Origin of the sequence: Enterobacter sp. BNK-14 (assembly GCF_047456095.1) — a bacterium.
GTDB classification, from domain to species: Bacteria; Pseudomonadota; Gammaproteobacteria; order Enterobacterales; family Enterobacteriaceae; genus Enterobacter; species Enterobacter kobei.
Window position 1 is genome coordinate 1,254,548 of record NZ_CP179897.1, and the last position, 21,301, is coordinate 1,275,848.

20 protein-coding genes are annotated in these 21,301 nt (G+C 54.2%); 9 read left to right on the forward strand and 11 right to left on the reverse strand.

What is annotated here, in order from left to right; all coding sequences use genetic code 11:
- Positions 1 to 10 precede the first annotated feature (10 nt).
- Positions 11 to 928, reverse strand: a complete 918-nt coding sequence (locus ACMGGM_RS06085) for an ABC transporter substrate-binding protein (protein ID WP_014884549.1) — start codon at positions 926 to 928, stop codon at positions 11 to 13.
- Between the two features lie 147 nt (positions 929 to 1,075).
- Positions 1,076 to 3,373 carry a beta-glucosidase BglX gene (bglX, locus tag ACMGGM_RS06090; protein WP_063614552.1) on the reverse strand — a complete coding sequence of 766 codons (2,298 nt, stop codon included), beginning with the start codon at positions 3,371 to 3,373 and terminating at the stop codon, positions 1,076 to 1,078.
- A gap of 187 nt (positions 3,374 to 3,560) precedes the next feature.
- On the opposite strand from bglX, the gene dld reads away from it, so the two are divergent.
- Both dld and ACMGGM_RS06100 read left to right on the forward strand, forming a co-directional pair.
- Positions 3,561 to 5,309: a D-lactate dehydrogenase gene (gene dld / locus ACMGGM_RS06095; protein WP_045268777.1), complete on the forward strand. Its 1,749-nt coding sequence runs from the start codon at positions 3,561 to 3,563 to the stop codon at positions 5,307 to 5,309.
- A gap of 112 nt (positions 5,310 to 5,421) precedes the next feature.
- Entirely contained in the window at positions 5,422 to 5,976 is a 555-nt protein-coding gene (locus ACMGGM_RS06100; RefSeq protein ID WP_063943709.1) for a GNAT family N-acetyltransferase, read from the forward strand.
- A gap of 92 nt (positions 5,977 to 6,068) precedes the next feature.
- On the opposite strand, the gene pbpG is transcribed toward ACMGGM_RS06100, so the two are convergent.
- Together pbpG and ACMGGM_RS06110 are read right to left on the reverse strand one after the other, a co-directional pair.
- Entirely contained in the window at positions 6,069 to 6,992 is a 924-nt protein-coding gene (gene pbpG / locus ACMGGM_RS06105) for a D-alanyl-D-alanine endopeptidase (RefSeq protein ID WP_014884552.1), read from the reverse strand.
- A 167-nt stretch (positions 6,993 to 7,159) separates the two neighbouring features.
- The gene (locus ACMGGM_RS06110; protein ID WP_014884553.1) at positions 7,160 to 7,747 is read right to left on the reverse strand and encodes a Yip1 family protein; all 588 of its coding nucleotides are present in this window, start codon (positions 7,745 to 7,747) and stop codon (positions 7,160 to 7,162) included.
- 157 nt (positions 7,748 to 7,904) lie between these two features.
- Here ACMGGM_RS06110 and ACMGGM_RS06115 point away from each other — a divergent pair, with 157 nt between their 5' ends.
- Positions 7,905 to 8,477, forward strand: a complete 573-nt coding sequence (locus tag ACMGGM_RS06115) for a DedA family protein (RefSeq protein ID WP_014884554.1) — start codon at positions 7,905 to 7,907, stop codon at positions 8,475 to 8,477.
- A 54-nt stretch (positions 8,478 to 8,531) separates the two neighbouring features.
- On the opposite strand, the gene ACMGGM_RS06120 is transcribed toward ACMGGM_RS06115, so the two are convergent.
- The 3 genes from ACMGGM_RS06120 to dusC all read right to left on the reverse strand — a co-directional run bounded on the left by ACMGGM_RS06120 (position 8,532) and on the right by dusC (position 11,843).
- Positions 8,532 to 9,296 (reverse strand): SDR family oxidoreductase, encoded by a 765-nt coding sequence (locus ACMGGM_RS06120; protein WP_023338536.1) that lies wholly within the window; start codon positions 9,294 to 9,296, stop codon positions 8,532 to 8,534.
- A gap of 50 nt (positions 9,297 to 9,346) precedes the next feature.
- Entirely contained in the window at positions 9,347 to 10,759 is a 1,413-nt protein-coding gene (gene mdtQ, locus ACMGGM_RS06125) for a multidrug resistance outer membrane protein MdtQ (RefSeq protein WP_414149158.1), read from the reverse strand.
- Positions 10,760 to 10,910: 151 nt separating this feature from the next.
- Positions 10,911 to 11,843 (reverse strand): tRNA dihydrouridine(16) synthase DusC, encoded by a 933-nt coding sequence (gene dusC / locus ACMGGM_RS06130; RefSeq protein ID WP_063614555.1) that lies wholly within the window; start codon positions 11,841 to 11,843, stop codon positions 10,911 to 10,913.
- 168 nt (positions 11,844 to 12,011) lie between these two features.
- Here dusC and ACMGGM_RS06135 point away from each other — a divergent pair, with 168 nt between their 5' ends.
- From ACMGGM_RS06135 to ACMGGM_RS06160, 6 genes are all read left to right on the forward strand, one after another.
- On the forward strand, positions 12,012 to 12,407 hold the full coding sequence (locus ACMGGM_RS06135; protein WP_014884558.1) for a CidA/LrgA family protein: 396 nt from the start codon (positions 12,012 to 12,014) through the stop codon (positions 12,405 to 12,407).
- Positions 12,404 to 13,099, forward strand: coding sequence for a CidB/LrgB family autolysis modulator (locus tag ACMGGM_RS06140; RefSeq protein ID WP_014884559.1), 696 nt, complete (start codon positions 12,404 to 12,406; stop codon positions 13,097 to 13,099). Before ACMGGM_RS06135 ends, ACMGGM_RS06140 begins: the two co-directional genes overlap by 4 nt.
- A 129-nt stretch (positions 13,100 to 13,228) precedes the next feature.
- A complete protein-coding gene (gene cdd / locus ACMGGM_RS06145; RefSeq protein ID WP_063943713.1) occupies positions 13,229 to 14,113 on the forward strand; it encodes a cytidine deaminase in 885 nt (294 codons plus the stop codon).
- Between the two features lie 127 nt (positions 14,114 to 14,240).
- Positions 14,241 to 14,954, forward strand: a complete 714-nt coding sequence (sanA, locus tag ACMGGM_RS06150; protein WP_032636024.1) for an outer membrane permeability protein SanA — start codon at positions 14,241 to 14,243, stop codon at positions 14,952 to 14,954.
- A 131-nt stretch (positions 14,955 to 15,085) separates the two neighbouring features.
- The gene (locus ACMGGM_RS06155) at positions 15,086 to 15,616 is read left to right on the forward strand and encodes a hypothetical protein (protein ID WP_063943715.1); all 531 of its coding nucleotides are present in this window, start codon (positions 15,086 to 15,088) and stop codon (positions 15,614 to 15,616) included.
- Positions 15,617 to 15,754: 138 nt separating this feature from the next.
- On the forward strand, positions 15,755 to 16,192 hold the full coding sequence (locus ACMGGM_RS06160) for a helix-turn-helix transcriptional regulator (protein ID WP_063943717.1): 438 nt from the start codon (positions 15,755 to 15,757) through the stop codon (positions 16,190 to 16,192).
- 37 nt (positions 16,193 to 16,229) lie between these two features.
- On the opposite strand, the gene mglC is transcribed toward ACMGGM_RS06160, so the two are convergent.
- The 4 genes from mglC to galS form a co-directional block, all read right to left on the reverse strand.
- Complete coding sequence (gene mglC, locus ACMGGM_RS06165) at positions 16,230 to 17,240, reverse strand: galactose/methyl galactoside ABC transporter permease MglC (protein ID WP_013097952.1); 1,011 nt, start codon at positions 17,238 to 17,240, stop codon at positions 16,230 to 16,232.
- 15 nt (positions 17,241 to 17,255) lie between these two features.
- A complete protein-coding gene (gene mglA, locus ACMGGM_RS06170) occupies positions 17,256 to 18,776 on the reverse strand; it encodes a galactose/methyl galactoside ABC transporter ATP-binding protein MglA (protein WP_014884563.1) in 1,521 nt (506 codons plus the stop codon).
- A gap of 79 nt (positions 18,777 to 18,855) precedes the next feature.
- The gene (mglB, locus tag ACMGGM_RS06175) at positions 18,856 to 19,854 is read right to left on the reverse strand and encodes a galactose/glucose ABC transporter substrate-binding protein MglB (protein ID WP_014884564.1); all 999 of its coding nucleotides are present in this window, start codon (positions 19,852 to 19,854) and stop codon (positions 18,856 to 18,858) included.
- A 295-nt stretch (positions 19,855 to 20,149) separates the two neighbouring features.
- Complete coding sequence (gene galS / locus ACMGGM_RS06180) at positions 20,150 to 21,172, reverse strand: HTH-type transcriptional regulator GalS (protein ID WP_014884565.1); 1,023 nt, start codon at positions 21,170 to 21,172, stop codon at positions 20,150 to 20,152.
- Between the last annotated feature and the right edge of the window lie 129 nt (positions 21,173 to 21,301).

Here is a 21,301-nt window from a genome sequence, read left to right on the forward strand (position 1 = left end):
CCCTTTCCCGTTACTTCACAAGCCCTTGTTGTTTCAGGAAGTCGGCGGCCACTTTTTTGGCATCCAGTCCCTCGACGGCAATGCTGGCATTCAGCTGCTGCAGCGTTTTTTCATCCAGCTTTTCGAAGACCGGCTTGAGCCAGTCGGCAATCTCCGGATGGGCTTTCAGCACCGCCTCACGCACGACCGGGGTCGGGGCGTAAATCGGCTGAACGCCTTTAGGATCGGTCAGGGTCTGCAGGCCGAGCGCCGCCACCGGGCCATCGGTACCGTAGGCCATGGCCGCATTAACACCCGAGGTTTGCTGCGCCGCGGCTTTGATGGTCACCGCAGTATCCCCGCCCGCCAGAGAGAGCAACTGCGCCTGGTCGAGTTTGAAACCGTAAGCTTTTTCGAACGCGGGCAACGCGTCAGGACGCTCGATAAACTCTGCGGACGCCGCAAGCTTAAAATCACCCTTCTCTTTCAGGTAGCGGCTAAGATCCGTCAGTGAGGTAAGCTTACCTTTCTCCGCCACATCTTTGCGCACAGCGATGGTCCAGGTATTGTTGGCAGGAGCCGGGGTCAGCCAGACCAGTTTGTTCTGTTCCGCGTCGAGTTTTTTGACTTTCTCATACCCGGCTTTGGCGTTTTTCCATGCCGGATCGTTTTCATCTTTAAAGAAGAATGCCCCGTTGCCGGTGTATTCCGGGTAGATATCCAGTTCGCCGGAGGTAATCGCCCCGCGCACCACGGGCGTGGTGCCGAGCTGGACTTTATTGACGGTTTTCAGACCGTGGCTTTCCAGCACCTGCAAAATAATATTCCCGAGCAGCGCGCCTTCGGTATCGATCTTGGAACCCACTTTTACCGGCTCCGCCGCCTGTAACGGCACACTCAGCGCCGCCAGTAATGCCGCCGATCCCAACATCCCCTTAATAATCGTCATTCCGCTATCCTCATTTTTTTGCTGCCTTTTTCAGAGGCTTGAGAGAAAAGCGTAGCTTAAAACGGCAGAATTAACCGTCAAAATGCCTTTTTAGCATAAGGTAAGATGCATCCCCCGCAGGACGGGGGGATGCAAAGGCAGGAAAGGTTACAGCAGTTCGAACTCGCCTTTATTCACGCGAGCGGAGTCCACCCCGATAAACACGTTAAATTTGCCGGGTTCCGCATCGTATTTCATCTGCTGGTTCCAGAACTTCAGCGCATCCACGTCAATCGGGAAGCTGATGGTTTTGGTTTCACCCGGCTTCAGGTCAACCTTTTCGAAACCACGCAGCTGCTTCACGGGACGACTCATCGACGCAGTGACATCCTGCACGTACATCTGAATCACCGTTGCCCCTTCGCGCTTGCCGGTGTTGGTCACCTCGACGCTGGCGGTCACTTTGCCATCACGCTTCAGGGTCGGGGCCGACATTTTCACCTCGGAGACCTTGAAGGTGGTGTAGCTCAGACCATAACCAAACGGATACAGCGGGCCGTTGGCTTCATCGAAGTAACGTGACGTGTACTTGTTCGGCTTGTCGGCGTTGTACGGGCGACCGGTGTTCAGGTGGCTGTAATAAACCGGGATCTGCCCGACGGAGCGCGGGAAGGACATCGGCAGCTTGCCGGACGGGTTGTAATCGCCAAACAGCACGTCGGCAATAGCGTTACCGCCTTCGGTACCGGCGAACCAGGTTTCCAGTATGGCATCTGCCTGCTGGTCTTCTTTCACCAGCGCCAGCGGACGACCGTTCATCAGCACCAGCACCAGCGGCTTGCCGGTGGCTTTCAGGGCGGCAATCAGATCGCGCTGACTCTGCGGAATAGTGATATCGGTACGGCTGGAAGCTTCATGCGCCATCCCCTGCGCTTCGCCCACGACCGCGACAACGACGTCCGACTGCTTAGCCGCGTTTACCGCTTCGTCGATCATCTCTTTCGGCGTGCGCGGATCGACCTTCACCGCTTCCTCGTACTGGTTGAGGAAGGTGACGATGTCTTTATCATTGGTGACGTTTGCCCCTTTGGCGTACACCACTTTGGCGTTTTCACCGACGGCGCTCTTGATACCGGTCAGCACGGTCACGGACTGATCGGCGACGCCTGCCGCAGACCAGCTGCCCATCACGTCGCGTTTGCTGTCAGCCAGTGGGCCCACCACGGCAATGGTGCCGGATTTTTTCAGCGGCAGCGTGTCGAGGCGGTTCTTCAGCAGCACCAGGCTTTCGCGCGCCACTTCACGCGCTTCTTTGCGGTGCAGGCGGCTTTCAGCATTGGTGTCCGCCGGGTCGGAATCTTTTGGTCCCAGGTGGCTGTAAGGATCGTTAAACAACCCCATGTCATATTTCACGTTCAGCACGTGGCGCGTGGCATCGTCCAGCTCCGCCATCGTCACCTTGCCGCTCTTCACCAGCCCCGGCAGGTATTTGCTGTAGTATTCATCGCTCATGCTCATGTTGATGCCAGACTTCAGCGCCACGCGCACGGCGTCTTCCGGGTCGGATGCAGTGCCGTGTTTGATCAGCTCTTTAATCGCGCCGTGGTCAGACACGGTGATGCCCTTAAAGCCCCACTGGTCACGCAGCACGTCTTTCAGCAGCCACGAATCGGAGGTCGCCGGCGTGCCGTTCAGCGAGTTAAGCGCCACCATCACCGCGCCGCTGCCTGCATCCAGCCCTGCCTTGTACGGCGGCATATAGTCGTTGAACAGGCGCTGCGGGCTCATGTCGACAGTGTTGTACTCTTTACCGCCCTCCACTGCGCCATAGGCCGCGAAGTGTTTGACGCTGGTCATCACCGAATAGCGGTCTGCCGGGCTTTTGCCCTGCATCGCTTCCACCATGGTTTTGCCCATCGTGGCGGTTAAATACGTATCTTCACCGAAGCCTTCCGATGCGCGGCCCCAGCGCGGATCGCGCGAGACATCGACCATCGGAGCCCAGGTCATGTTCAGGCCGTCATCCGCCGCTTCATAAGCCGACACGCGACCGACGGTTTTCACCGCATCGAGGTTAAAGGAGGAGGCCAGGCCGAGACTGATAGGGAAGACGGTGCGCTGGCCGTGTACCACGTCATAGGCGAAGAAGAGAGGGATCTTCAGGCGGCTAAGCGCCATCACCTGATCCTGCATTTTGCGGATATCCTGGCGGGTGACGGTGTTAAAGATGGCGCCCACCTGGCTTTCTTTGATCATCTCCCGGATGGCCTCTTTCGGGTTATCCGGACCGACGCTTATCAGACGCAGCTGGCCGATCTTCTCATCAACCGTCATCTTTTTAAGCAGTTCCGTGACAAATGCGTCCCGGGCTTCAGGCGTAAGCGGGTGATTGCCAAACAACTCATCTGCCAGCGCAGGCTGCAGCGCCAGGCTGACGGCGACACCTAAAGAACATATCCATCTCATGTCGTTACTCTCTCATCATTAACCGCCGGAAGAAGGCCACCGGTCCGGGCGAAAAGCGCAGTGTGCCATAAACCCTCTTTTGCTTGCAGGGTTATTCTCTGATTTTTCTCATGAATAGTAGACCGCGAAACTGTTAATCGCGCTATGCTTTACAGCGAGAAATTTGCCCCACCACAAGGAGTGGAAGATGTCTTCTGTTCGAACTGACGATAACAAAACATTCATTAACGAACTGTCGCGCCTGGTTGGCTCCTCTCACCTGCTTACCGACCCGGCTAAAACCGCCCGCTACCGTAAGGGTTTCCGCTCCGGTCAGGGCGAGGCGCTGGCGGTGGTCTTTCCGGGCACGCTGCTGGAACTGTGGCGCGTGCTGAGCGCCTGCGTTGCCGCCGACAAGATTATATTAATGCAGGCGGCCAACACCGGCCTGACCGAAGGTTCTACGCCGAACGGCAACGATTACGATCGTGACATCGTGATTATCAGCACTCTGCGCCTCGACAAGCTGCATCTGCTGGATAAAGGCGAGCAGGTACTCGCCTTCCCTGGTACCACTCTTTACTCGCTGGAAAAAGCGCTTAAGCCGCTGGGACGAGAACCGCATTCGGTGATCGGCTCCTCCTGCATTGGCGCCTCGGTCGTCGGTGGGATCTGCAATAACTCCGGCGGCTCGCTGGTGCAGCGCGGCCCGGCTTACACCGAGATGTCGCTGTTTGCCCGTATCAATGAAGACGGCAAGCTGACGCTGGTGAACCATCTGGGTATCGACCTGGGCGTCACGCCGGAACAGATCCTCAGCAAGCTCGACGACGATCGCGTGAAGGATGAAGACGTTCAGCACGATGGCCGCCACGCGCACGACCATGACTACATTACCCGCGTGCGCGATATTGAAGCCGATACGCCGGCGCGCTATAACGCCGACCCGGACCGTCTGTTTGAGTCCTCCGGCTGTGCGGGCAAGCTTGCCGTTTTCGCGGTGCGTCTCGACACCTTCCCGGCAGAGAAAAAGCAGCAGGTGTTTTATATCGGCACCAACCAGCCTGAAGTGTTAACCGAAATCCGTCGTCATATTCTGGGCGAATTCACCCACCTGCCGGTGGCGGGCGAATATATGCATCGGGACATTTACGACATTGCCGAGCGTTACGGCAAAGATACGTTCCTGATGATCGACAAGCTCGGCACCGACAAAATGCCGTTCTTCTTCACCATGAAGGGCCGCACCGATGCGATGCTGGAGAAAGTGTCGCTGTTCAAACCTCACTTCACCGACCGCTTTATGCAGAAGCTGGGCAACGTTTTCCCGGCGCATTTGCCGGAGCGAATGAAAACCTGGCGTGATAAGTACGAACATCATCTGCTGCTGAAAATGGCCGGGGACGGGATTGCCGAAGCGCAGGCCTGGCTGACCGACTTCTTCAAAACCGCCGAAGGGGATTTCTTCGCCTGTACCCCTGAAGAGGGCAGCAAAGCCTTCCTGCACCGTTTTGCCGCGGCGGGAGCCGCTATCCGTTACCAGGCAGTACACTCTGACGAGGTGGAAGATATCCTGGCGCTGGATATTGCCCTGCGCCGTAACGACACCGAGTGGTTTGAGCATTTGCCGCCGGAAATTGACAGCAAGCTGGTGCATAAGCTCTATTACGGCCATTTTATGTGCTATGTCTTCCATCAGGATTACATTGTCAAAAAAGGGGTTGATGCCCACGAACTGAAAGAGCAGATGCTCGCCCTTCTTCACGAGCGTGGCGCACAATATCCTGCGGAACACAACGTCGGGCATCTTTATAAAGCTCCTGACGCACTTAAGCAGTTTTATCGCGAGAATGACCCTACAAACAGCATGAACCCCGGCATTGGTAAAACAACGCGGAAGAAATACTGGAAAGAGAGCCCAGACGCGGAGCAGCACTTAACGCAAGCGTCTGATTAATTCCTACAGCCAAATTTGAGAGATTGTTTAGCGCTTGTTAATCGTAATAGAGTAACGGTCTGTCGCCGGAGAAACGTTTCTCCGGCATGCGATCACGAGGAGCAGGCACATCATGTCGGCTGTTGACGTTTTATCCGAAACCGAACTGGAAGTGCGCGACGCCCTTCCCGATGATGTGCATGCCATCACCGCAATTTATGCCTGGCATGTGCTTCACGGACGCGCGTCCTTTGAAGAAGTCCCCCCGACTATCGACGAAATGCGCCAGCGTATGAAAAGCGTGGCTGAGAACGGTTTACCGTGGCTCATCGCACTGTATCGCGGCATCGTGGTGGGTTACTGCTATGCCAGTCCTTACCGACCGCGACACGCCTACCGCTTTACCCTGGAAGAGTCGATTTACGTGGACGCCAGCACCACCGGCCGCGGTTTTGGCACGGCATTAATGGATGCGCTTATCGCACGCTGCGAACAAGGCCCGTGGCGGCAGATGATTGCCGTAGTGGGAGATGGCAATAACAACGCCGGTTCGTTGCGGCTGCATAAAAAGCATGGCTTCGAGATTGTCGGTCAGCTGCGCAGCGTGGGATACAAGAAAGGCGACTGGCGGGATACGGTGATTATGCAGCGCCCGCTCAACGACGGGGACTGGACGCTGCCGGAATAAAAGCAAAACGGTAACCTGGGTTACCGTTTTTAGTGTGTTCTCCTCTCCCTGTGGGAGAGGGTTGGGGTGAGGGCATCAGCGCGCAGAGGTACTTAATCGTTCTGCGCCGTCGCCATCTGCTCCGCTTTCTGCTTTTTATACGTCAAAGCTGCGGCCGGTACAGGCTGCACTTTCCCGGTCTCAATCCAAGTCCGCAGGCGGCTCGCATCCGCAAAGTGAGTATATTTCCCGAAGGCATCCATCACCACCAGCGCCACCGGCTTACCGTTAAACACGGTGCGCATCACCAGACAGTGTCCTGCCGCGTTGGTGAATCCGGTTTTCGTTAGCTGAATGTTCCAGTTATCCCGGTAAACCAGATGGTTAGTGTTGCGGAACGGCAGCGTATAGGCCGGGTTGGCAAAGGTCGCCATCTCTTCACGGGTCGTGCTGAGCTGGCCAATCAGCGGATACTGCTTGCTGGCAATCAGCAGTTTCGTCAGATCGCGGGCCGTCGAGACGTTGTTAATCGACAGACCCGTCGGTTCAACATAGTGCGTATTGTTCATCCCCAGCGCTTTGGCTTTGGCGTTCATCGCGCGAATAAACGCGTCGTAACCGCCAGGATAGTGGTGTGCCAGGCTCGCGGCCGCACGGTTTTCGGATGACATCAGCGCCAGCAGCAGCATGTTTTTACGGCTGATTTCGCTGTTCAGGCGCACGCGAGAGTAGATCCCTTTCATCTCTGGCGTGTGGCTGATATCCACTTTCAGTTTTTCGTCCAGCGGCAGATGGGCATCAAGCACCACCATCGCGGTCATTAATTTGGTTATTGAAGCGATCGGGCGCACCAGGTCCGGATGGCTGGCGTAAATCACCTTATTGGTGTTGAGGTCGACAATCATCGCGCTGCCGGATGCAATTTGCGGCTGGGCAGCAGCAGTGGTCACCGCGGGCGTTTTAGCGACGGCTGGCACAGCAGCGGACGCCCCCAGCAACAGCGCCAGGCTAAGTAAAGAGACTCGGAATTTCAGCATGGTGAGACTTCTGATAATTATTCACGCACGTAATGACGTACACCGCCTGCGTCGACGGATAAACGCAGGCTGGCTTCGGCATCATAGCCGTCACAGTGCTTTGTCGCCAGCGGATAATCGTGAACAGATGCTGCATTGCTGGCATTTACGCCAGCAATGCAGTGAGCTTAGAAGAGACGGTATCCATAACCCCAAAGAATAACCGTCAGTGCCAGTAACGCCTCCAGCACCAGCACACCGATAGCCAGTGTTGAGCTGGAGAAGCTCAGCCCCTCTTCTTTGTTGATATTCAGGAAGGTTGGAACCCCCAGATACAGCAGATAACCTGTGTAACAGAGAGCAATCGTACCGATCAGTGCGCACAACCAGACCAGTGGATACAGTGCAACAATACCGCTTAAGAACAGCGGGGTCGCGACGTATCCAGCGAAGACCATACAGCGCGCCAGCGATGGACGTTGCGGATAGTTACGTGCCATCCAGTGAATGACACGCCCCATGACCGCCACGCCCGCCAGCATCAGGCCATAAAAGAGAATGGCAAGATAAAGCCCGGTAAACCAGGAAAGCTGAACCACGGTGCCGTCACCGAAATTCCAGCCGATTTGTGTTGTGCCAATAAACGCGCATATTACCGGCACCGCGGCCATCAGCAGCACATGGTGGGTGTAATGATGCGAGACCGTTTCGTTCTCACTTTTGATGACATGCATTTCACGATCGGGATGGGAGAAAAGTCCCCAGACATGGTTCATAGCGCCCCCTTGTTGTCGGCCCGTCAGCGATACCTTAAGTATAATGCAGGCTTTAGATTATTTTATGTACAGTGGGAAATTTCCGTTGATTTCCCCGCTGTTGATTCATGGGGTATATGATTAAACGAGGTACGCTGAGGGAGATAACATTTACGTAATGGATATTAACGCACTCATTGAACAATATGGTTATGCCGCGCTGGTCATTGGTAGCGTGGCTGAAGGTGAAACCATCACGCTGTTAGGCGGCGTCGCCGCGCATCAGGGCTTACTGAAATTTCCGCTGGTCGTCGCTGCGGTCGCGCTGGGCGGCATGATTGGCGATCAGCTACTCTACTTTCTGGGTCTGCGCTTTGGTCCGACGCTTCTCAAGCGTTTCGCTAAACACAAAAAGAAAATTAACCGCGCGCAGCGCCTGATCCAGCGCCACCCTTACCTGTTCGTTATAGGCACCCGTTTTATGTACGGCTTCAGGATAATCGGGCCGATACTGATTGGCGCCAGCCGTCTGCCCCCGAAAATTTTCCTGCCGCTGAATATTCTTGGCGCCGTTGCCTGGGCGCTGATCTTTACGACGCTCGGTTACGTGGGAGGCGAGGTGATAGGTCCGTGGCTGCATAATCTCGACCAGCATCTGAAGCACTGGGCATGGTTGCTTGTCGTGGTTGTGGCGGTGATTGGCGTCAGGCTGTGGCTGAAACATCGGGAAAAGGCGCGGGATGAGGCGTAGCCGGGTGCGACCTGATGCCCTGACCCTCTCCCACAGGGAGAGGGCAAAAAGTAGCTACCCCTCCGGCTTAAACTGCGGATTCGCCAGCATAAAACCCCCGTCAACGATAAACGATTGCCCGGTGGTATAGCTGGCGTCGCTGTCGCACAGCCACGCCACCAGGCTGGCGATTTCTCTCGTATGCCCGGGGCGCGCCAGTGGGATTTCCGGCATTGAGCCTTCTTTCACTTCGCTGTCGTCCATATCGTTCATGGGTGTGGCAATGGCACCCGGCGCAACGGCGTTCACCAGAATGTTGTGCTTAACCAGTTCTATCGCCATGGATTTGGTCAGGCCGCCGAGCGCATGTTTCGCAGCGGTGTAGGCGCTGGCCTCCGGCAGCGGCGTGTGCTCATGCACCGAGGTAATGTTGACAATTCGCCCTCCTTTCCCCTGCTTCACCATCTGCCGTGCCGCAATCTGCGAACAGAGAAACGCACCGTCCACGTCGACGGTGAAGATGTTCCTCCAGTCGTCAAACGGCATCTCCAGGAAGGGCGCTTTGGTCATCGCCCCGGCATTGTTAACCAGCACGTCCAGCCGACCGAAACGCGCAATCAGCACGTCAATGGCTTCAGCACCTTCCGGGAGCGTACTTAAATCGAGATGGACAGCCTCTGCTCGCTGCCCCTTCGCTTCCACTTCACGGCAGGTTTCCAGCGCACCTTTTTCATCAGAATGCCAGGTAATGCCAATATCAAACCCGCGCTCTGCCAGCATCAGGGCCGTGGTTTTACCAATCCCGGAATCCGATGCGGTAACAATCGCTACTCTGGTCATACTCACCTCCTGAAAAACAGCAAAGAGATAAGTATAGATAACGCCTCTTTTTAGCCGTGATGATAGCCGCCCCCCAGCGCCGACGTCAGTTGCAGCGTGGCGTCGATATACTGTCCTTTCAGCATGACCGTCTCAAGGTGTTCTTTAAGCGCCGGGATTCTGGCTTCGCTGACCCGCGACCCCGCAATGATACCTGCCCTAAAACGAGCCTGCGCCAGCGCCACTACACGTGCCGCGTCTTTTTCGACCTGCTGCTGGTGACGGTTTTTTGCCGACAGGGTTTCGACTTCGCTGGCCGTACGCGCCACCTGATTCACCGCCTCCACCACCGCTTTGTTGTAGTTCGCGACAGAGAGGTTATTCTGCGCCTGGGCACTATCCAGATTGGCGTTCAGCCTGCCGCTGTCGAAAATCGGCAGGGTCAAACCGGCGGTCACGCCCATCTGCTGAGCGGAAGAGCGGAACAGATCGCTGAGGTGCAGGGCATCCTGCTGCAAGAAGGCCATAAGATTCACGTCAGGATAGAACGCGGCTCTGGCGGCCTCCACCTCGCTCAGGGAGGCTTCGATATACCAGTGCGCTTCCTGAAGATCCGGACGGCGCGCCAGCAGTTCATATCCCAGCGTTGAAGGGAGCGAGGCTTCTGTCGCAGGCAACGCATGGCGCGTAAGCGCTATGGCCGATGTACCGGTCAACGCAGTCAGTCGCGCCTCAATGGCCTTCATTTTGCCCTTCACGTCCGCTAACTGTTCATCCGTTTTGCTGGCATAAATATCGGTTTCGACGCCCTCCACCGAGGAGGTAATACCGTGCTGATACAGTTCGCGATCGGCATCGATAATATTTTTCTGCTCCTGCTTAATTTGGGAAAGGACATCTCCGGCAGCAGCCTGGGTCTGCCACGCCCAGTAAAGGCGCGCAACGCTGCTGGCAAGCAGCTGGCGAGTCTGCTCCAGCTCCGCTTTTTGCGCATTCACTTTGCCGATACGCGCGGCAATCCGGGCGCGATTTTTCCCCCACAGATCCAAATCCCACCCCGCCGTGAGGCCAAAAGTGCCATTGGTGTACCATGGGCCGGTCGTTCCCGCTGCCGGATCGGTCAGCGCGAACGGGCCCATCAGGCCTTCTGCCGACATTTTCTGCCGTTCAACATCCGCAGAAAAATCCAGTTGTGGGCCATCGGCAGCAATAGCGGCCTTCGCCTGTGCTTCCGCGAGCGTAATACGTTGCCGGGCAATTTGCATATCCGGGGCATCCGCTATCGCAATAAGCGCATTTAGCTGCGGGTCGTTATACTCTTTCCACCATTCGTTTTTCGGCCAGTCCGCATGGTTAAGCCGGGTATTTACAGAAGCAGCTGTCGCCTGCGTTTTTATTGGCGCTACCGTGGAATGTTCCGGTGCGCACGCAGCCAGCATAAAAACAAGGGGAGCACTCAGAGATAAAATAGGAAAACGTTTCATTACGCCATGCACTCAAAAAATAAAGGCGCAACTTACGCTTGATGACTTTCCGTTTTTTAGTAACGCGTGGCAATCCGCAAATTGTTATACATTTACATAATCAGCAAAATATTCACCGAGTGAATTATTTAAATTTAAATATTACCGCTAGTTATTTTGACTGAATGACCCGCGCAATTTCAGCCGACGTCTGGAGCGTGCGGATCGCCTGAAATAACCCCAGCGCTTCGCTGTATTCTTTACGTAAATAGCTCAGCCACTGCTTGATGCGCGCGACGTGATACAAACCGGTATCACCCTGCTTTTCCAGACGGCTGTATTTTTGCAGCAGCGTCACCACGTCAGCCCATGGCATACGCGGTTCGTTATATTTCACGACGCGACTGAGGTTGGGCACGTTCAGCGCACCGCGGCCAATCATCACCGCATTGCAGCCCGTCTCTTTCAGGCATGCCTGCGCGCTTTCGTAATCCCAGATTTCGCCGTTGGCGATCACCGGGATAGTGAGCCGTTTGCGGATCTCGCCAATCGCCTGCCAGTTAATCCTCTCAGCTTTATAACCATCTTCCTTGGTGCGGCCATGCACCACCAGCTCGGTGGCCCCAGCCTGCTGCACCGCATCGGCAATTTCAAACTGCTTATCTCCGCTGTCCCAGCCCAGACGGACTTTCACGGTGACCGGCAGATGCGAGGGTACCGCCTCGCGCATGGCTTTTGCGCCGCGATAAATCAGCTCAGGATCCTTGAGTAGCGTTGCCCCGCCGCCGCTGCCGTTGACCAGCTTTGACGGACAGCCGCAGTTGAGATCGACGCCATACGAGCCCAGCGACACGGCCCTGGCTGCGTTTTCCGCCAGCCATTCAGGATACTGGCCTAACAGCTGGATCCGCACCAGCGTACCGGAAGGCGTCCGGCTCTGGCGGTGCAGTTCAGGACAGAGACGGTAGAATGACTTTTCTGGCAGCAACATATCGACCACGCGCAAAAACTCCGTCACGCAGAGATCGTAATCGTTCACCTCGGTAAGCAGCTCGCGCACAAGAGAGTCGAGCACGCCTTCCATCGGGGCCAGTAAAACACGCATTCTGAGTACCTGTGAAAAAAGACGCGCTATAGTAGCTGCTCTGTATGTATGTGGAAAGCCCGGCGTTCCATTCCGGAATGTCTGGTATGCTCAAAATTCATGATGTGATCCGTGGCACATTTTCAGGTTTAATTGTATGATGAATTCGTTTCATCAAGGACTATCACCATGAGCAAATCATTGAACATTATCTGGCAATATCTGCGCGCATTCGTCCTGATTTACGCCTGCCTGTATGCCGGGATTTTTATCGCGTCGCTGCTGCCTATCACCATTCCTGGCAGCATTATCGGCATGCTGATCCTCTTTGTTTTACTGGCGCTGCAAATTCTGCCCGCAAAGTGGGTTAACCCCGGCTGTTTCGTCCTCATCCGCTATATGGCGCTGCTTTTCGTGCCCATCGGCGTCGGGGTCATGCAGTATTTTGATTTGCTCAAAGCCCAGTTCGGCCCGATTGTGGTCTCCTGCGCGGTTAGCACGCTGGTGGTTTTCCTTGTTGTGAGCTGGAGTTCACATCTGGTACATGGCGAACGTAACGTCATCGGGGAGAAAACAAAAAAATGATGGCTAATATCTGGTGGTCTCTGCCGTTAACCCTGCTGGTCTTCTTCGCCGCGCGTAAACTTGCCGCACGCTTCAAAATGCCGCTGCTCAACCCCCTGCTGGTGGCGATGGTGGTAATTATTCCTTTCCTGCTGCTCACCGGCATCCCTTACGAACGTTACTTTGCCGGCAGCAAAATTTTAAACGACCTGTTGCAGCCCGCCGTTGTGGCCCTCGCCTTTCCTTTATATGAGCAGCTGCACCAGATCCGCGCCCGCTGGAAATCCATCATTACTATCTGTTTTGTGGGCAGCCTGGTGGCGATGATCACCGGCACGTCGGTAGCGCTATTGATGGGCGCTTCGCCACAAATTGCGGCCTCTATTCTGCCTAAATCGGTGACCACACCTATCGCAATGGCGGTAGGCGGCAGCCTCGGCGGGATCCCGGCCATCAGCGCGATGTGCGTCATTTTCGTCGGTATTCTCGGCGCGGTGTTTGGTCACACCCTCCTGAACGCGATGCGGATCCATACTAAAGCGGCGCGGGGATTGTCGATGGGTACCGCCTCGCACGCCCTGGGTACCGCCCGCTGCGCGGAGCTGGACTATCAGGAAGGGGCTTTTAGCTCCCTGGCGCTGGTGATATGCGGGATTATCACATCCCTGCTCGCCCCGTTTATTTTCCCGTTGATACTGGCGGTGATGGGCTAAAATTTGCGATGCGTCGCGCAAATTTCATTTTGATTTCATAAGTTGCATACATAATGAGAAGTGGATCACATATAAAGCCCCAGCGGCTCCGTAAACTACCGATCCATTAACCTTTATGAGGCAAACGCCATGCACCCACGTTTTCAAGCTGCCTTCGCTCAGCTTGCAGAGAATTTGCAATCAGCCCTTGCTCCCGTCCTGGCAGATGCACATTTCCCCGCCCTGCTGACGGCAGAGCAGGTCTCCATGCTGAAACAAGCAGCGGGACTGGATGAAGACGCGCTGGCTTTCGCACTGCTGCCCCTGGCTGCCGCCTGCGCGCGTGCCGATCTCTCCCACTTCAACGTCGGCGCTATTGCGCGCGGCGTCAGCGGAACCTGGTACTTCGGTGGAAACATGGAGTTCCTGGGCGCAACCATGCAGCAAACCGTTCATGCGGAGCAAAGCGCCATCAGCCACGCCTGGTTGCGCGGTGAAAAGGCCCTGAGCGCCATCACCGTGAACTACACGCCGTGCGGCCACTGCCGTCAGTTTATGAACGAGCTGAACAGCGGGCTGCAACTGCGCATCAACCTGCCGGGACGTGCGCCACACACGCTGGGCGATTACCTGCCGGATGCCTTCGGCCCGAAAGATCTGGACATTAAAACGCTGCTGATGGACGAGCAGGATCATGGTTTCGCCCTGTCCGGCGATGACCTGAGCGAAGCGGCCATTCGTGCGGCTAACAAGAGCCACACTCCGTACAGTAACGCCCCAAGCGGCGTGGCGCTGCAGTGCCGCGATGGCCGTATCTTCACCGGCAGCTATGCGGAAAACGCCGCGTTTAACCCAACGCTGCCGCCGCTGCAGGGTGCGCTCAACCTGCTGAGCCTGAACGGCTACGACTACCCCGACATTCAGCGCGCAATTCTGGCCGAAAAGGCCGATGCGCCACTGATTCAGTGGGATGCCACCGCTGCGACGCTCAAGGCGTTAGGCTGCACGACGATCGACCGCGTACTGCTGGCATAAATCCTTCCGGCGGACTGAAATGTCCGCCACATTGCTGAAAAACCCCTCAGTTGAGTCGCTGTTTCTTGCGCTAACCAGACGGGTAAAGTAGCCTGAGTGAACTTTCATCCACGAACGAGCCATCTCCATGTTAAAGCGCGTTTTTTACAGCCTGTCTGTCCTGGTCGGCATACTGCTGTTGATCGTGCTGGGTCTCGACCGCTGGATGAGCTGGAAAACCGCCCCTTACATCTTTGATGACCTGCAGGACCTGCCCTATCGCCAGGTGGGCGTGGTACTCGGCACCGCCAAGTATTACCGCACCGGGGTGATCAACCAGTATTATCGTTACCGAATTCAGGGCGCGCTGAACGCTTACAACAGCGGCAAGGTGAACTATCTGCTGTTAAGCGGTGATAACGCGCTGCAAAGCTATAACGAACCGGTGACGATGCGTAAGGACCTGATTGCCGCAGGCGTGGATCCTGCCGACATCGTGCTCGACTACGCAGGCTTCCGCACCCTCGACTCCATCGTGCGCACCCGCAAAGTGTTCGACACCAACGACTTCATCATCATCACCCAGCGTTTCCACTGCGAGCGCGCGCTGTTTATTGCGCTGCATATGGGTATTCAGGCGCAGTGCTACGCGGTGCCGTCGCCTAAAGATATGCTGAGCGTGCGCGTGCGCGAATTTGGCGCGCGCTTTGGCGCGCTGGCGGACCTCTACATTTTCAAACGTGAACCGCGCTTTTTAGGCCCGCTGGTGCCGATTCCGGCGATGCATGAAGTACCGGAAGACGCGCAGGGTTACCCGGCTGTAACGCCAGAGCAGCTGCTTGATCTGCAGAAGAAAAAATAAATTTGCACAATGAGTAATATATTACTCATTAACCTCTCAAAAAATGGATAATGTGAGGTATAAGTGGCATTACTTGCCTTAATCACGATCAATGAGTAATATTTTACTCATTGAACGGTTATGGAGGTGAGATGGAAACGTTAACTGTACAGGCGTATCTACATGAAGTATGGACGGATATTGCTCTCATCACATTTCCCGGTAGTGAAAACAACGACTGGAACACCACGCAATTAAACTATCTCACTGAGTATGCGATTAATTTTCTGGATTATGATGATTTACACGCCGTCACGCTGAATCACCCCGTATCACTTTTTTTTAATGACCATGGAAATCCAGGCTGGCTGCGATTCATCGACGATATCATTCCCGCCGGCGCTAGTCGTCGCTACTGGATAAATGCGCTTGGTATCAGTGAATTACCACTCAGCCAGCAAAATTTTTTATTGCTAAAATTTGGCACAATGTCCCCTGTTGGGAATTTACGCATTAAAGAATCCGTACCGGAATGGAATGAATTCGCAAGCGCTAAAACGTTTACGGTTACGGACGTCATCGAGCGGGCAGCCGACTTTCTGGATTATGCCCAGGAAAGAGGCGCCGCGGCAGGTGGCGCAACCGGAGCTGGCGGAGTGGATTCCCCCTTCGACGTTGCTTAACGCCCTGCATGAGACAGCCGTTCAACTCGTCGACCTACCGGAAAGATTGGCGGCGCGCGGTGTTCCAAAACAGATACTGGAAATGCCTGCAATCGGTTTTCGCTTTATTCCAGACAAACTTTCCCGCTGGGGCTTATTATGAAAACACCCGATAAGACAGAGTCAGAGTTTCTGCAAATATTAGCCCGTATACGCAGCGCAAATGGAAGGAGACATCATGACGACGCAGAGGATCCTGACAAGTTAACGCAGGTAAACAGGCAACGCGTTTCACCAGGCTTAACACGCGTCGATACACGCGATCGTCAGGATCTCTTGCACGCAGCCATTCGGGACATATTGTTGGGTAAAATCACGCAAGGAGAAGCACTGAGGAAACTCAGGGTCGAGGTGTTGGGGCTAAAACAGGATGAATATGCAAAATTAGTCAGCGTATCCCGAAAAACATTGTCAGATGTAGAAAATGACAGAGGCAACTATTCCGCTGACATCATTAACAAAATCTTTAAACCCTTCGGGCTTCAAACCGGGCTGGTGCCTATTTCAAAATCGCTGATAGCCACACTTTTCTCATAAAAAAACCCGCATCGCTGCGGGTTTTTCATTGTTGAGCTTACTTCTTACGTGCGTACTTCAGTGAATCCAGCGCAACAGCGAAGATAATAATCGCGCCTTTAATGATGTACTGCCAGTACGGGTTCACGCCGATGTAGGTCAGGCCGTAGTTGATCACGGTGAAGATGATCACACCGGTGACCACACCGAGTACGGTACCCACGCCGCCGCTGAAGGAGACGCCGCCGACCACACAGGCTGCAATCGCATCCAGTTCGTACATAAAGCCGAGGTTGTTGGTTGCAGAACCGATACGACCCGCTTCCAGCATCCCACCGAAGGCGTAGAACACCCCGGACAGGGCATAGATCATCAGCAGGTTCAGGGCCACGTTGACGCCGGAAACTTTCGCCGCTTCCGGGTTACCGCCGATAGCAAAGATGTTTTTACCAAAGCGCGTTTTGTTCCACAGGATCCAGACGAACGCCACCGCGATCAGCGCATAGAAGGTGATATACGACAGGCGGAAACTGCCCAGCGCGATAAACCCTTGCGTAAAGGTTGAGAAGCCGCTGTCAAAGCCCGAGATAGGAGACGCGCCCACGAAGTCGTAGTAGAGGGAGTTGATACCGTAAACGATGATCATCGTACCCAGCGTGGTGATAAATGGCGTCACGTTCAGGTAAGCGATGATGATACCGTTGATCAGACCAATCACCGCGCCAATAGCGCAGACAATCAGGATCACCACGAAAATCGGCATGGTCGCCATTTCCGGGAAGACCTTGTTGGCGTTTTCCATCGACTGCAGCAGGGTTGCCGCAATAACCGCCGCCAGGCCGACCTGACGACCGGCAGAAAGGTCAGTACCCTGGGTGACGATAAGGCCCGCCACGCCCAGCGCAATGATAATACGCACGGAAGACTGGGTCAGAATGTTACTCAGGTTCAGCAGACTTAAGAACGTAGGGTCCTGGAAAATGATAATGGCCAGCAGGACTAAAAGAACAACGTAAATTCCGCCTTCTTTCAGGTAAGTGAGAAAACTTTTTTTATTTAACGCACTCATGAGGAGCCCCTGATCTTAAAGGTGCAAAGACGCAAGACGCAAAATTTCGTTTTGCGTTGTCGTTTTGGTGTCAACAATACCGGCAACGAGACCATTGCTCATAACCAGAATACGGTCTGTGATCCCTAACAGTTCCGGCATTTCGGAAGAAATAATAATGATCCCTTTATTCTTTTTCGCCAGCTCGGCAATCAGCTGATAAATTTCAAACTTCGCGCCGACGTCAATGCCACGGGTAGGTTCATCCAGCATCAGAATTTCTGGCTGGGTTAATAACCAACGTCCGATAATGACTTTTTGCTGGTTACCCCCCGAAAGCGAACCAATTTGCGTGCGGTGGCCAGGCGTCTTCACGCGCATGGAGTCAATCACCCACTGGGTATCGCTCTTCATGCGGGAGTTATCCAGCAGTCCGACTTTATTTTTGTAATTACGAATATTAGAAATTAACGAGTTAAAGTTAATATCCAGATAAGCATAAATACCCGTCGAACGACGTTCTTCCGTTACCAGCGCAAAACCGTTATTAATGGCTTCGTTGGCATTGTGGTTGTTAATTTTCTTTCCGTGCAGCGTAATGGTGCCCTGGGCCTTCTCACGGATACCAAACAAGGTTTCCACAATGTCGGTACGCTTTGCCCCCACCAGACCGGCAATCCCCAGGATTTCGCCTTTGTGCAGGTCGAAGGAGACATCGCGGATGGACGGCTGACGCAGCGAGGTGAGATTGCGCACTTCAAGAATCACTTCACCCGGCTTGTTCTCTTTGTCCGGGAAGCGCTGGTTAAGGGAGCGGCCAACCATCATGGCGATGATCTTGTCCATATCCAGCCCTTCCAGCGGCTGCGTGGCAATCCACTGGCCGTCGCGCAGGATGGTAATCTCATCGCACAGCTGGAAGATCTCTTCCATTTTGTGAGAGATGTAGACAATGCCGCAGCCGCGTTCTTTCAGCTTACGAATAATGGTAAAAAGGTGATTAACCTCTTTTTCCGTTAATGACGATGTCGGTTCGTCCATGATGACGATTTTCGCATCATAGGAGAACGCTTTGGCAATTTCGATCATCTGCATTTGTGAGACGGATAAGGTTCCCACGCGAGCGCGCGGATCGATATCAATATCCAGCTCATCAAAAATCGCTTTGGTGTCACGATACATTTTGTCCTGATCGACAAAGACACCTTTGGTTGGATAACGCCCCAACCACATGTTATCCATAACGGAACGTTGCAGTACCAGGTTTAATTCCTGGTGAACCATCGAGATACCGTTTTCCAGTGCTTCTTTCGCTGAATGGAAATCGATCTCTTTCCCCTGAAAAAGAATGCTGCCAGAATCTTTTTGATAGATCCCAAAAAGACATTTTAATAATGTTGATTTACCCGCACCGTTCTCCCCCATTAATGCATGAATAGAGTGAGGACGGACTTTTAAATTAACATTATCGAGTGCCTTAACACCGGGAAATGACTTGTTAATACCGTTCATTTCCAACAAGTATTCACCGGTTGACTGAGTAGTTGTGCTGACCATAATTATACCTTGTTGGCCTCGCATATCGCGTTATAAAAGGGCGCAACGAATTGCGCCCAGTGGAGACAGGTTAACTCACTTATTTACCGATAAACTCAGCCAGGTTGGACTGGTCTACGCCCACGTAAGGTACGCGAACGATTTTGTTGTCAATTTTCCAGCTGGTGCCATCTGCCGCGCCTTTACCGTCAGCGAGGTTTTTCGCCAGATCGAAGGTGGCTTTCGCCTGGTTATTGGCATCGTTCAGAACGGTACCGGCCATCGCGCCAGATTTAACCAGCGCCAGCGCTTCTGGCAGGGCATCCACACCGAATACCGGAATGGACGATTTATTGTGGGCTTTCAGCGCTTCTACCGCACCCATTGCCATCGCATCGTTGTTGGCGATAACCACTTCGATTTTGTTCGCGTTAGGGCCGGACAGCCAGGCATCCATCTTATCTTTCGCCTGGGCGGTATCCCACATCGCGGTATCTAATGCCAGCTGCTGGGTTTTCAGGCCCTTATCATTCAGCTCTTTGATAACGTAAGTCGTACGCGCTTCAGCATCCGGGTGACCAGGTTCGCCTTTCAGCAGAACGAACTGGATCTGACCGTCTTTGTTCAGGTCCCAGTTCGGGTTCGCTGCCCAGTGTTTCGCGATCAGATCGCCCTGAATAATGCCGGACTCTTTGGAGTCAGTACCGACGTAATACGCTTTGTCATAGCTATCCAGCGCTTTACGGGAAGGTTCTTTGTTGAAGAAGACGATTGGCACATTCTGGCCGCGCGCTTTTTCAATTACCGTGCCTGCTGCAGCCGGGTCAACCAGGTTGATCGCCAGGGCTTTCACGCCTTTCGCCAGCAGAACGTCGATCTGGTCGTTCTGTTTGGACTGGTCATTCTGGGAGTCATTCATCAGCAGCTGTACGTCTGGCGCTGCTTTCGCATCTTTCTCGATAGCTTTACGTACAACAGACATGAAGTTGTCGTCGTATTTATAAATCGTCACACCAATACGGGTATCTGCAGCGTGCGCTGCTGCACCAAAAAGCATGCTTGCCATTACAGCAGACAGGGTCAACACCTTCTTATTCATGGTATCTCCGGTTTTTTTTATGCAGGGTAGTTCTGGTGAATAACGAGCGGCAGGCAGATGTTAATAAAACGTTACTGACAGCCGACGTTCACTTATAAAATTTCTCTCTTCCGTGGTCGGTAACGCTCCAGAAATGCGTTTTATTCGTTGTTTGCGGCACATTGGCTACTGTTAAAGTGAATAATCACCGTTACATAGCGTTTCAGCTGCTAAAACGCTGACATCATAGTCAGCGCCTTGTTAAGATACTGTGAATTTACTCACAGATTGAAAACGGTTACATCACCTCATGTAATCAGTTAGTGATCGGAGCCACAATTTGCCGCGACGCGACGGAATGTCGACGCACCAGGGTTGGCATGAAGCAATGCGTCGCCCCAGGATCCAGCAGCCCTGCGGCTCCCTGTAACGCCAGTTCAGTAGCCAGTTTTGCCATAGAAGCAATGGGATAGCGCACCGTGGTCAGCTGCGGGTCGGTGTAACGGGCGATCGGAATGTCGTCAAAGCCAATCAACGACAAATGCTGCGGCACCGCAATGCCGTTATCTTTCAGTGCCGTCAGCGCGCCCGCTGCCATGCTGTCGTTATACGCAAACACCGCAGAAAGCTGCAGATTGCGGCCCAGCAACTCCACCATTGCCGCCTCACCGCCCTGCATGTCAGGCGTACCGGTGCCGATCCAGCTCTCTGATGCGGTAATGCCGTGTTCTTTCAGGGCGTTTTGCCAGCCCTCACGCCGGTACGCGTCATCTTCAATTTGATGGCTGGAGGCAAGATAACCGATCCGCTGATGGCCGTTATTGATAAGCATTTTGGTGGCCATCATGGCGCCGCTGACGTTATCCAGCCCAACACAGCGGTGGGCATAGCCCGGCACAATCCGGTTAATCAGCACCATGCCCGGAATCTGTTCCATAAACCCGGCAAGCTCTTCATCACTTAAGGCTTTGGAGTGAACAATCAGGGCGTTACAGCGCTGGCGAATCAGTACTTCGATGGCATGACGCTCTTTCTCCGCCTCATGATAGCTGTTGCCAATCAGCACATATTTTTGATGCTGCTGGGCAACCACATCGACCGCTTTCACCAGCGCACCGAAAAAGGCGTCTGAGACATCCATCACCACCACGCCGATGGTATCGCTGACCTGCGTGGCAAGCGCCTGCGCGTTGGCATTTGGCCGGTACCCGAGCTGGGTCACGGCTTTCATTACGGTTTCACGGGTTTCAGGGCTCACCAGCGCACTGTTGTTCAGCACGCGGGAGACGGTAGCCACAGAAACGCCCGCCAGACGGGCGACATCACGAATGGTGATCATATTCACCATCCTTCAAAGGATTGCAGCAACTCACAGACACCCCCTGTGTTTAGCAAGGTGGCTATTTTGGCAGCGAGAGAAAAGGGACTACGTGAAGAAGCTCACAGTCATGAAAACGCTTACATCCGT